The following is an 11,554-nucleotide window of genomic DNA, read 5'->3' as shown; positions in this document are numbered from 1 at the left end:
ATTACAATTATAAAATAAGCAGGGAACCGATAAATTCAATACTCATCTTTGGTCCTTTTACACAATAACGTTTACGAGTTATCGTTTACAAAATTTAACAACCACTCCATTTAACCTTACTCATGAAGCAACTTATCCTATTATTATGCCTCTGTTTTACTTTTACATCAACCTTTTGCCAAATTGCAAACCCCGGAGTTGAAGTAGTTGCCGATACCATATCTAACAAGCCGCACTTTGGGGATGGAAATATGGGAAATGGATCGGCATGGTTTGATGATTTTGCCATTGAGGAATTGCCCAAGGTAGATACCAGTGCCAGTAATCAATTAATAAAGTTCGGGAAAGAAGTTACAGATATAGTTAAGCGCCATTCACTATATGCCGACTCAGTTAACTGGAATGAAGTTGATAAAAACATTGCAGAGCTTGCCACAAGCGGCATGACCATGGATGATAGCCCCGCAATTATGGATCTAATCATATCCAAGCTTCGAGCCGCCGGCGATAAACATTCACTTTATCAGGCAAAAACAACTGCACAAAATTATGCAGTTCGTAACAGTGTTACGGAGCAACCAATAGCCAGGCTAATTAATAATAATTGCGGTTACATAGCTGTTCCTGCATTTGCATCAACCAGTGATACTGCCGGCGTTAACTTTGCTACCAAAATACAGCAACTCATACAAGACCTGGATACTAAACAAACTATTAAAGGCTGGATAGTAGACCTTAGGCAAAATGGCGGTGGAAACATGTATCCCATGATTGCAGGTTTAGGCCCGCTTACCGGGGAGGGCAAATTAGGTTACTTTGTTAGCCCTAAAGCAAAGAATGTAAAAGGTACCGCCTGGACATACAAACATGGAAGTTCGGGCATAAATGGGAATAAGGGTGTGGTTGTTAAAAAGCCGTATACATTACGTAACATCAATAATAAAATTGCAGTATTGATTGGTTCGGGAACAGGGAGTAGCGGCGAAATGACTGTACTTGGTTTTGTAGGTAAACCTAATGCAAAGTTATTTGGAACCCCCACCTCAGGCTACATTACTGCCAATCAGGGATTCAAATTATCAACCGGTGCATATATGTACCTCGCCACAAGATACGTAGCCGATAGAAACCAAAAGATATATAAGGTTAATATACAACCCGATGTAACAATTGCCTCTGGCAAAGATGGCGGAGCAGATTTAGCTTTAGAAGCAGCATTACAGTGGCTCAATGAATAGTGCTTTATTGCTATAGTTTAAATCATTATAACATTCGGGTAAACTATGAATTTAAAGATTCACCTGATGGGGAAAGGGCACATAAAAAAGCCTCTCAGATTTCTCTGAGAGGCTTTTAAACTTGTGGTGCCAACTGGGATCGAACCAGTGACACAAGGATTTTCAGTCCTTTGCTCTACCATCTGAGCTATGGCACCATCGTTTTGGGAATGCAAATATAGCTTCTTTTTTTATTTGTGGAAACTCATTTTTAAAATAATTCACATCAACGCCACAACCAACGGCTATCTACCTGAAAGCAAGAGAAATAATTTTCAAAAATATTTTTCGATCATTGCTGCTTCAGGTAATTCAACGCAGTTAAAAGACTATCCAGGCGTTCGGCGCTCATGTTTTTAACCGAGATTTTTAACGTGGTGGCCATCGAATCGATGTTGCCCTTGCGGTCATTATGAGTTTGTACAATGATATCATCGGCCTGGGTTTTAAAGCAGAGCAGGCCGCGAGTGGTGTTTCCGTAGTAATCAATTGTATTAAACCTTTTGAGATGGAAAGAGAAATACTCCTGTTTACCATTAGGATAAGTTTTACGCAGCCGTACAAAGTAATCGGGGGTTATGTTCAATTCCCAATTTTTTAGCTTCACTTCATCTGTGTTAAAAGCCTGGTATAAGCACTGGCTGCTCCATAACAATGCCTGCTGCCTGTTCCAGTTAAAAACTGTGAAACCCGACGCCGTTATCAAAGTAATTAAAACACCTGCAATGCAAGCCATTCTGGCCTGTAAAAATCTTAACCTCAACATGACAACAAAAACCTTAACTCTAAAATACAAATTTGATAACTTTGTTTATGCAATTTTCTAAAAATTCGAGAGTATGGATCTATCAGTCGGATAAGGAATTAACCGATAGCCAAACTCAGCAAGTACAAGAGCAGCTAAACCAGTTCACCCAAAGCTGGACGGCGCATAATAATGAACTTAAAGCAGGCGCTGCTGTGAAATATAACCGCTTCCTTATTTTAGTGGTTGACGAGAGCCAGGCCGGTGCCAGTGGCTGCTCGATAGATAAATCGGTAAGGGTGATGAAGGAATTGGAACAACAATACAATATTAACCTTTTCGACAGGTTTAACCTGGCCTATCGTGACGGCGATAATATTTTATCCGTACCACGTAACGAGTTTGAAGAGTTGATTAAAACAGGCAAAATAAACGCAGGCACCATTGTATACAATAACCTGGTGCAAACACTTGATGAACTGCAAACCAAGTGGGAAGTACCTTTACAAAACAGTTGGCACGTACAATTATTTGGCAACTTATTAACTACCGTATAAAACAACAAAGCCGCTAATTAGCGGCTTTGTTGTTTTATTTTTCCTTTAGTTTCACTTCAATATCGGGCTTGATGCTTTTAAGCAAGGCTATAAAGCCGGCTTTGTCTTTGGGCGAGATCATTACCGAATCGTATTTATTGTAATTAATTTCGAGCCTGTCTAATGATGCAGCTGGCGAACTAAAAGCATTATTTGTTTCCTTAATACTTTTAATCGAACCAATTTCAATATTCCGATTAACAAAGAATCCGCAACGCACATTAACCATACCGTTATCAACCACGTAGTATGTTGTTAATAGCATATGTGCTGAAAATAATGCAACCAATCCAACAATAATAAGTCCGGGCCATGCACCATCCAAAATCATAGGTATTGATGTACCAATTAAAATAATACCTAAAGGTATTACCAACTCCAACCCTATTTTTGATTTAAACATGGTAGCCATTACCCTACACTAATATTAGGCAATATAGCTTTCCAATATTTTGAAGCCGTCTTCGGTTGTTAGCTCTACCTTATCTACCGTGTTGGGTAGCAGCAAGCACTCTCCCATTTTCACCGGGTAGCTTTCGCCGTTATATTTAAGCTCGTAGCTACCTTCTAAACACACATAAATAACAAATGAGTCGAGCGATGAATAATCTTTGCTCACCGCCTCGGTATAGTCCATTACGTTAGTAGTAAAGTATGGGCAACTTACCAGGTGTACGTCTTCGTTTTTTACCGGGGTGTAGTCTGTACGATAGTTAGGATACTTTTTGTAGTCGATAGCTGCTAACGCTTCCTCTGTATGCAGTTCGCGCTTGTTGCCTTTATCGTCTACACGGTCAAAATCGTAAATGCGATAGGTAATGTCTGAAGTTTGCTGAATTTCGGCAATCAGCAAGCCTTTGCCAATAGTGTGAACACGGCCGGCTGGTAAAAAGAAAACATCACCGGCTTTAACATCTTCGCGGTTCAATATATCAGTGAGGTGGCCGCTGTTTAGCTTTTCTACATAAACCTCCTGGCTTACCTCTTCGCTAAACCCGGCAATTAAACTCGAACCCGGATCGGCCTCAATAACGTACCACATTTCGGTTTTGCCAAATGAATTGTGACGTTTACGGGCCAGTTCATCATTAGGGTGCACCTGTATCGAAAGATCTTCGTTGGCATCGATAAACTTTACCAATAATGGAAACTCGTTGCCAAAACGTTCGTAAACGGCTTTGCCAACCAATGCCTCTTTATGCTCTTCTAATAATGCCGCTAAAGACTGGCCTTGCAATGCACCATTGTCAACCACCGAAACATCCGATTTTACGCCCGATATTTCCCAGGTTTCGCCGCAGTTAGGCAGGTTGCCAAAATCTTTATGTAAATAGGTTTTGATCTTTTGACCGCCCCATATTTTGTCTTTGTAAATGGTTTTAAATTTTAGAGGATAGAGTGTTGACATTAGTTGGTTGATTTTGAAATGCTAAAATAATATATAGAAATAGAAAAAGGCATAAATGGTTTTTAAACACACATTAAATAAGTAGTTATTTAAAATAGCAGATAATTATCCGATTACCAGTTACGTCAATATAACCTTTGTCTTTAAACCCAGTAAAAAGAACATTAAAACCACCTTTAGTATTTTTAAACATAGTTTCATAAGTCCAAATGTTTGTGTTCCCAATTTTGGTTATACGAATAAATTTTCCGCTTTCAATTTTGGATATGAAGGTCCCCTCTCTACCTGATATGATATAATATGCTTGTTCTTGATAAACAAATGCGGCAATTGCTTCTATGCCTATAGTGTCAACCGATACTTTTGTCCCTTTTGATGATTTAGATTCATCGTCGCCTACATATCGAATTTGTTTTTTTCCAACTCTTTTTCGTGGTGGCGGAAGCTTAAACACATCCAACAATTCAGGATTTTCTATTTCAACAACCGATGAAAAGCCACTCATGTGAGCAAGACTGCTTACCACTAAATACTTAGCTTTATTTTTGAGTATTGCAATTGCACATGTAGCACTGCATGCCCTTTCAACTTTAGTAAGCTTATTTTTGAAATACACCGACCCACCCCATTCACCGCTGCATGTTCTTCTAACCACGTATTTATCATCCTCATACAAAACTGGTTTTTCCTGGAGCGAATTTGCTATCCTTTTTTGTTCAATTGTATCAGTAAGAGTTATTTCTTCAATATTAAACAACTTTTGCGTTTGGCCAAATGATAAAAATGTGCAGCACATTGCAATAAGAATAGAGGTATAGTATTTCATATAATTACAGGTTTGTTTAAAGAAGAATTCCTACCGAATATAAACAAAAAATGCCCCGCTTTTCAGCAGGGCATTTTTAATATCAAAAGCTCAAAGGGTAATTACTTAACCAGTTTAGCTTTCAGGTTTTCGTTAATGGCTTCCAAAAACTCTTCGGTGTATAAGTAATCAACACCGTGCTCTACTTTAGCTTTAACGGTAATAGCCAAATCTTTGGTCATTTTGCCGCTTTCAACAGTTTCAATACAAACCTGCTCTAAAGTGTGGCAAAAATCGATCAGCTCCTGGTTACCGTCCAGTTTACCACGGAACTCTAAACCACGGGTCCAGGCAAAGATAGAAGCGATAGGGTTAGTTGAAGTTGGGTTACCTTTTTGGTGCTCACGGTAGTGACGGGTTACCGTACCGTGCGCTGCTTCGGCTTCCATTACGGTGCCATCAGGAGTAACCAAAGTAGAGGTCATTAAACCTAATGAACCAAAACCTTGTGCAACGGTGTCAGACTGTACGTCGCCATCATAGTTTTTACAAGCCCATACAAAGTTACCGATCCATTTTAAGGCCGATGCAACCATGTCGTCAATTAAACGGTGCTCGTATACGATACCAGCTTCGGCAAATTTAGCTTTGTAATCTGCCTGGTAAATCTCTTCAAAGATGTCTTTAAAACGGCCATCGTATTTTTTAAGGATGGTGTTTTTGGTTGACAGGTATAAAGGCCAGCCTTTCATTAAAGCCTGGTTAAAGCAAGCGTGTGCAAAACCAATGATCGATTCATCGGTGTTGTACATTGACAAAGCCACACCATCACCTTTAAAGTTAAATACTTCGTATGATTGTACTTCGCCGCCATCTTCAGGGGTGAAGGTTACAGTTAATTTACCTTTGCCTTTAGTAACAAAATCGGTAGCACGGTACTGATCGCCAAATGCGTGACGGCCAATGCAAATTGGGGCAGTCCAGTTTGGAACCAAACGAGGTACATTGCTCATTACAATAGGCTCACGGAATACAGTACCGTCCAGAATGTTACGGATAGTACCATTTGGCGATTTCCACATTTGTTTCAAACCAAATTCTTTAACGCGCTCCTCATCAGGAGTAATGGTAGCACATTTAATACCTACACCGTACTCTTTAATAGCGTTGGCAGCATCAATAGTAACCTGGTCGTTAGTTTCGTCGCGGTACTCGATACCTAAATCGTAGTACTTCAAATCTACTTCCAGGTACGGAAGAATCAGTTTATCCTTAATAAATTGCCAGATGATGCGGGTCATCTCGTCGCCATCCAGTTCAACTACCGGATTTTCTACTTTAATTTTTGACATATGGAGTTATGTTGTAGTTGTATTTTTTTTAAAAACGCCCAAATATATGCATTTTGAGTATTGGCCTATTATTTTATACCTTAAACTTTTTGTTTGATGCCGAATATCAAAAATTAGTGACATTTTAAATAAAATGTTAATTTTAAGGCGGATATAGATATGACGAAAAAGATTTACGTTTTTTTGGTGTTTGCATTGGCCATTTTAAGTTCATCGTGCAAGCAAGACCCACCAATATTACCTGCAAACCTGCAAAACGCACAATTAATTGGCAAATGGCAACTTGAAGAAATGTTACCAGTGACCGAAATTGATGGTATTGCCCAACCCAACACTATACCTTACACCGGTACAACTAATGATTATTTTATTTTTGATACCGGCAACCGTGCCATACTATCATCAACAATTTACCAAAAAGCTTTCCAGGGATATTACTCCAGCAACAGCGCTGCATCTACGCTATCTTTTAAAAGCGGGGAATTTTTAGTGCGATATAATGTAGAAGGCATTTCCATAAATCAGTTACAGCTGTCAGAACTCGTTTCATCTACAACAGATGCAACCACTGGAAGTGTTACTACCATAACCAATATTTACACCTATAGCCGCCTACCATAGTTTTGAAAAAGATAATACTTACTTTATGTATATGCTTTGCAACACTGTTGGCTAAAGCACAATTAGGTTACATGTACGGCCAGTATGATATTGGCTTTGCCGCTGCGTTAAACTATGCTTATACCGATGCCGAAACCGTAAGAGGCACCGCCGCAGCGCATTTGGTATTTGCTTATAACCATACCCCTTTCCTTAATTATATTGCCGAAGTACAGTTTGGCCGCTTGGCCGGGGGCGATTCAGTTAACACACTGTCTGGCCGTCAGTTTAAAAATAACTATACGGCCGTAAGCTTCAGGGCACAGGTACAGGCAGGCGAACTATTGCGTTACGATAACAGCACTATTTTTAATGCCCTACGTAATATATATGTAAGCGGTGGCGTGGGTGTTATTTACAACAATATGGCCGAAATTCATCGTTCATCATTGTACATACCTGATTATACCTCCTATGGCCGCAACACCAGCAGCGAGTTTTTTGTACCACTAAAGGCCGGTTACGAGTTCAAGATATTTAATAGTTACGATGAGCCTTTTATTAAGGTTGATTTAGGTTACCAGTTTAACTACATGCTGGGCGACCAGTTAGATGGTATTAAAGCAGGTACTCGTAAAGATGTTTATAGCCAGTTTGTGGTGGGCATGCGCTTTACAATTGGTGGTTTCACCTCCTACCGTAAACCAATTCGTAAATAATCTTCCTTTTTTTCACCGATAAATTTGGCCGGGTTTAAAAACTTTGTGGTGATTGCAGATGTTAATCCTACACAACAAATTAAACCTGTATGAAAAATCAAGATACCTTCTATCCTGAGTTTAATGATGAAAACCAGGACAGAGATAAAAAGCTAAAAGACGAATTGGGCGAAGAAACTGCCGCTCAAGACCTGAAATATGATCCGGAAACCAACAGCTACGAAATTGAGGTAGAAAGCGACGACCCGGATTACGACCCACCGGCATTATTTGAAACATCTGCTCCTAACGGTGCCGATGCAAACTCTGACTACGACGAATCTAACCCATACGATACTTTAGGCGAGTACGACAAAAATCGTTCGCTCGAAACAGATGTGGAAGGTTTAGGCATGCACATTGACGACGGCAAAATTGTTGAACTCGATCCCACTGACGAAGCATTAGCTCACACTCCCGAAGACGACCGCGATGACCTTGACGAAGAAGGCTATCCTAAAAACGACGCAGATATTGCCGAAGGTTACGATAAAACCGACAGCGATATTGCCGGCGAGGATGAGGACGAAGACTTTTTGAAATAGATTTGGTTAGAGACAAGAAGCAAGAGCCAAGAACCAAGATTAAAAATCAACGTTTTGGTACTGTGAGCCTTTGACCTAAGGCCTCTTTGTTTATAAAGAATGTCATTCCGAGGTACGAGAAATCTTTTCGAAGGAGTAAGTTGCGAACCTAAATAGTTTACACCTGTTTATTCGAAAAGATCTCTCACTATCGTTCGAGATGACATTTTTTTATGTGTATTAATCAAAATCCAACCCAAAAGTCTTTTTAAGCTCCATTAAGTTGGGATTTTTGGCAGCCATGTGTTGAAATTTTTCAATCGAGGTATAAGGCTTTCTTACCACAACCTGCTCATCTACGCGGGCATTTACTTCAATATCAAAATTGCGTAGCGTTGTACGCAAATGATTCATTAAGCCCGGCTTTTCTTCCCTAAAAACAACTTCCTGTGTACGATTGCTTATGATCAGATCAAATACATAAGGTTGCAGCATCACCGGTGCACTGGTAGTTAATATAGCCACAAGTGTGGATTTATTCTCTGCTTTTACCTTAGCCACATAATCGTTCCAGCATTTTAAAAAGCTGTCGTTGGTAAAGCTTTCCTTATCTGTACCATAAACATATGGATCTTCCTCATCCTCAATTACGGCTGTGCTTGCTACGCCTCCTTTTAATGATGGGGTTAATGAAGGCGTAGTCAACAACGACCCGGTTAATGGCCTTACTGGTGGAGCTGGTTTAGCTATCTCGGGCTGCGGCGATGCCGACGGCAACGCCTCGGTTTGATGATGCACCTGCGACTGTGGCGACAACGATGGCGTTGAAGTTATTGCAGGTGTTGCATTCAAAGATGGTGTAGCCTGGTATGCTGGCTTAGGTTCCTCAACCTGCGCCGCTACTGGTGCTTGAGGTGCCAAAACCGCCGGCGTAGGCGTGCTAACAGCTGGTTTTGGTGGCTGCGGAGCAGCTGTTACGTTTGGTTCAGAGTTTTTTTTTAAGTCCTGACCGTTAACGGCTGGCATGCTGGCGGAAGTAAATGCGGCTTGTAAGTGGCATATTTTGAGCAGTGCCAGCTCTACTTGTAGCCGCTGATTTTTACTCAGTTTGTAGCTCAAATCGCACTGGTTGGCAATATTCATAGCCGATAGCAGGAACGATGTACTGGCCTGCTGCGATTGCTGTAAATACTTTTGACGGATGCCCTCGCTCACCTCTAAAAGCTTTAACGTTGCCGCATCTTTAGCTACCAGCAAGTTACGGAGGTGCCCACTCAAACCGGTAATAAAATGCGACCCATCAAAACCGTTCGATAATATTTCATCAAACAGTAGCAGCGTTTTGGTAGTGTCTTCGCTTAGCAGGCTATCAGTTACGTTAAAATAATAGTCGTAATCAAGAATATTCAGGTTTTCGATAACCGAACGATAGGTAACCGTTCCGCCCGAAAAACTTACGATCTGGTCAAACATCGATAAGGCATCGCGCAAACCACCATCGGCTTTTTGGGCTATGATGTGCAGGCCATCGTTTTCAAAACCAATGCTTTCTTTTTGCGCAATGGAGGCCAGGTGATTGGCCATATCTTCTACCCGGATGCGGTTAAAATCAAAAATCTGACAGCGCGAAAGTATGGTAGGAAGAATTTTATGCTTCTCGGTAGTGGCTAATATAAATATGGCGTAATTAGGCGGCTCTTCCAGCGTTTTCAGGAAAGCGTTGAATGCGGCCTGCGATAGCATGTGCACCTCATCGATGATGTACACTTTGTAGCGGCCAGCTTGTGGCGGTATGCGTACCTGCTCAATTAGGCTGCGTATATCATCAACCGAATTGTTCGATGCCGCATCCAGTTCGTGTACATTAAATGAGTTTCCATTTTGAAAAGCACGGCATGAATCGCACTCACCGCAAGCCTCGCCATTGGGCTGCAGGTTGGTGCAGTTTATGGTTTTAGCTAATATACGTGCACACGTTGTTTTACCCACCCCACGCGGTCCGCAGAATAAAAATGCCTGCGCCAGCTGATTATTCCTGATAGCATTTTTTAAAGTATTGGTCACATGTTGCTGACCTACAACGCTTTCAAAAGTAACCGGGCGGTATTTACGGGCCGAAACTATAAAATTATCCACAGCCACTAAGTTAGGCAAATTTGCCGAAAGGGGAAATAGTGAGCGGTGAGTTGTGAGTGCTAAATGGTGAAAAGATGAGATTGAAGAGAAGAAAGATTTTGTAAATCATGAACTTACTTCCCGACTACAAACATGGGAAATTTGCCATTAAGGCACATTTTACCCAAATTGCATTACTTATGAAACCAGCCATCAGTGAAAACAACAAATCGAAAAAGAACCAGTCAAAGTTTCAACTGAAGTATGAAAAACTGTTGAGCCAAATAGAGTGCCAACAAGAGTATAATGCTAATTTGGAAAATGGCCTGCAAAAAGCACACGTTAAAATAACTGCTGAATTAGAACCATTAATGCAGCAAAACACCGTTTTAAAGCGAAAACTTTTATTAGCAATTGATGGCACAGCCGATAGATTAGGTGTTGGTAAACAAAACAAAGAGTGGCTGGATATTTACATGACCGAATCATCTGAGGCCTTGCTCAGGATTTTTGGATACCAGGATAAACAAGTGGCTGCTATTTTGGAGAAATACGGCAACATCAGCGTAGATGATATTGTGAATGATTACGAATCACAGTCGATGTCGAAAAAATTTAACGAGTTATATGGTTTCGATATCAATATTAAAGAAATGCTTGAAAAAGGTGAAGAGAATTACTTTGCCGAGAACCGCCATCATTTTAATAAAACAAAGCAAGCCGAATTAGATGAAAATCCAGATGAAGATGAGGCTCAGGAAACCAGATCAAAGTCTAAAACTGCCATTAAAAAAGCTGAAGAAGATAAGGTATTGACACGCGATGCCCGAAGTGTTTACATGCGGCTCATTAAAAAATTCCACCCCGATTTGGAAAGAGATGAAGATAAACGAAATGAATTCACCGAGATTGTAAAGCAGGTAACCAAATCCTACCAGGAAAACGACTTTTTTGCATTACTAAAATTACAAATTCAATACCTGGACGATAACGAAACCAAGGCTACCAAAATTGCCGATGATATGCTGAAACGCTATAACAAGATTTTGCAAAAGCAACTGAACGAACTCAAGCAATGGATAGCAATGCAGCATTACATGAGCGGTGATATGATCGAGGATTTTATTGACAAGAACGGCAGCTTTAGTCCGCAAAAATTTGCCACTCAACGCAATTATTTAAAGAAAGGAAATGATGCCATTAAAATGGAAATCGAAGCATCAATAAAAAGACCAAAAACATGGTTTAAAGACTATCTGCGCTTTATAAAGGACGTAAAACAGGAACAGATGATGCAGGATATGGTAGCTGATATGTATGACTCTTGATGATTTGACGACAAACTACCTATGCATATTTTTGCATGATTATTGT

Annotated in this window: 12 protein-coding genes and 1 tRNA gene; 6 read left to right on the top strand and 7 right to left on the bottom strand. The window is 40.4% G+C overall.

Features of this window, described 5'->3' with window-relative positions; genetic code table 11:
• Positions 1–122 precede the first annotated feature (122 nt).
• A complete protein-coding gene (locus QE417_RS19045; protein ID WP_311952399.1) occupies positions 123–1,238 on the top strand; it encodes a S41 family peptidase in 1,116 nt (371 codons plus the stop codon).
• 124 nt (positions 1,239–1,362) lie between these two features.
• Here the strand turns inward: QE417_RS19045 and QE417_RS19040 are convergent.
• Both QE417_RS19040 and QE417_RS19035 read right to left on the bottom strand, forming a co-directional pair.
• Positions 1,363–1,435 (bottom strand) — tRNA-Phe (locus QE417_RS19040).
• A 134-nt stretch (positions 1,436–1,569) separates the two neighbouring features.
• A complete protein-coding gene (locus QE417_RS19035) occupies positions 1,570–2,013 on the bottom strand; it encodes a hypothetical protein (RefSeq protein WP_311952396.1) in 444 nt (147 codons plus the stop codon).
• A gap of 77 nt (positions 2,014–2,090) precedes the next feature.
• Here QE417_RS19035 and QE417_RS19030 point away from each other — a divergent pair, with 77 nt between their 5' ends.
• On the top strand, positions 2,091–2,579 hold the full coding sequence (locus QE417_RS19030; RefSeq protein WP_311952395.1) for an ABC transporter ATPase: 489 nt from the start codon (positions 2,091–2,093) through the stop codon (positions 2,577–2,579).
• 34 nt (positions 2,580–2,613) lie between these two features.
• Here the strand turns inward: QE417_RS19030 and QE417_RS19025 are convergent, their stop codons facing one another.
• From QE417_RS19025 to QE417_RS19010, 4 genes are all read right to left on the bottom strand, one after another.
• A complete protein-coding gene (locus tag QE417_RS19025; RefSeq protein ID WP_311952392.1) occupies positions 2,614–3,030 on the bottom strand; it encodes a PH domain-containing protein in 417 nt (138 codons plus the stop codon).
• A 15-nt stretch (positions 3,031–3,045) separates the two neighbouring features.
• A complete protein-coding gene (locus tag QE417_RS19020) occupies positions 3,046–4,026 on the bottom strand; it encodes a type I phosphomannose isomerase catalytic subunit (protein WP_311952390.1) in 981 nt (326 codons plus the stop codon).
• Positions 4,027–4,111: 85 nt separating this feature from the next.
• Entirely contained in the window at positions 4,112–4,852 is a 741-nt protein-coding gene (locus tag QE417_RS19015; protein WP_311952387.1) for a hypothetical protein, read from the bottom strand.
• 101 nt (positions 4,853–4,953) lie between these two features.
• On the bottom strand, positions 4,954–6,183 hold the full coding sequence (locus tag QE417_RS19010; RefSeq protein ID WP_311952384.1) for an NADP-dependent isocitrate dehydrogenase: 1,230 nt from the start codon (positions 6,181–6,183) through the stop codon (positions 4,954–4,956).
• A 159-nt stretch (positions 6,184–6,342) separates the two neighbouring features.
• Here QE417_RS19010 and QE417_RS19005 point away from each other — a divergent pair, with 159 nt between their 5' ends.
• The 3 genes from QE417_RS19005 (at position 6,343) to QE417_RS18995 (ending at position 8,086) form a co-directional block, all read left to right on the top strand.
• Complete coding sequence (locus QE417_RS19005; protein WP_311952382.1) at positions 6,343–6,804, top strand: hypothetical protein; 462 nt, start codon at positions 6,343–6,345, stop codon at positions 6,802–6,804.
• 2 nt (positions 6,805–6,806) lie between these two features.
• A complete protein-coding gene (locus QE417_RS19000) occupies positions 6,807–7,502 on the top strand; it encodes a hypothetical protein (RefSeq protein WP_311952379.1) in 696 nt (231 codons plus the stop codon).
• Positions 7,503–7,591: 89 nt separating this feature from the next.
• A complete protein-coding gene (locus tag QE417_RS18995; protein WP_311952376.1) occupies positions 7,592–8,086 on the top strand; it encodes a hypothetical protein in 495 nt (164 codons plus the stop codon).
• Between the two features lie 219 nt (positions 8,087–8,305).
• Here QE417_RS18995 and QE417_RS18990 read toward each other — a convergent pair whose 3' ends face one another.
• Positions 8,306–10,201, bottom strand: a complete 1,896-nt coding sequence (locus QE417_RS18990; protein ID WP_311952373.1) for a DNA polymerase III subunit gamma/tau — start codon at positions 10,199–10,201, stop codon at positions 8,306–8,308.
• A gap of 107 nt (positions 10,202–10,308) precedes the next feature.
• Here QE417_RS18990 and QE417_RS18985 point away from each other — a divergent pair, with 107 nt between their 5' ends.
• Entirely contained in the window at positions 10,309–11,508 is a 1,200-nt protein-coding gene (locus tag QE417_RS18985; RefSeq protein WP_311952371.1) for a hypothetical protein, read from the top strand.
• The last annotated feature ends 46 nt before the right edge of the window (positions 11,509–11,554 follow it).

Source organism: Mucilaginibacter terrae (assembly GCF_031951985.1).
In the GTDB taxonomy this organism is placed as follows: domain Bacteria; phylum Bacteroidota; class Bacteroidia; order Sphingobacteriales; family Sphingobacteriaceae; genus Mucilaginibacter; species Mucilaginibacter terrae_A.
Note: the sequence above shows the minus strand (reverse complement) of the source record. Positions and strands in the feature narration are given on the sequence as shown.

What these genes read in the sequence shown, in the direction of transcription:
- QE417_RS18995 (WP_311952376.1), top strand. Translation starts at nt 7,592, where the DNA reads ATGAAAAATCAAGATACCTTCTATCCTGAGTTTAATGATGAAAACCAG.
- QE417_RS19010 (WP_311952384.1), bottom strand. Translation starts at nt 6,183, where the DNA reads ATGTCAAAAATTAAAGTAGAAAATCCGGTAGTTGAACTGGATGGCGAC.
- QE417_RS18985 (WP_311952371.1), top strand. Translation starts at nt 10,309, where the DNA reads ATGAACTTACTTCCCGACTACAAACATGGGAAATTTGCCATTAAGGCA.
- QE417_RS19020 (WP_311952390.1), bottom strand. Translation starts at nt 4,026, where the DNA reads ATGTCAACACTCTATCCTCTAAAATTTAAAACCATTTACAAAGACAAA.
- QE417_RS19035 (WP_311952396.1), bottom strand. Translation starts at nt 2,013, where the DNA reads ATGGCTTGCATTGCAGGTGTTTTAATTACTTTGATAACGGCGTCGGGT.
- QE417_RS19015 (WP_311952387.1), bottom strand. Translation starts at nt 4,852, where the DNA reads ATGAAATACTATACCTCTATTCTTATTGCAATGTGCTGCACATTTTTA.
- QE417_RS19045 (WP_311952399.1), top strand. Translation starts at nt 123, where the DNA reads ATGAAGCAACTTATCCTATTATTATGCCTCTGTTTTACTTTTACATCA.
- QE417_RS19005 (WP_311952382.1), top strand. Translation starts at nt 6,343, where the DNA reads ATGACGAAAAAGATTTACGTTTTTTTGGTGTTTGCATTGGCCATTTTA.
- QE417_RS19025 (WP_311952392.1), bottom strand. Translation starts at nt 3,030, where the DNA reads ATGGCTACCATGTTTAAATCAAAAATAGGGTTGGAGTTGGTAATACCT.
- QE417_RS19030 (WP_311952395.1), top strand. Translation starts at nt 2,091, where the DNA reads ATGCAATTTTCTAAAAATTCGAGAGTATGGATCTATCAGTCGGATAAG.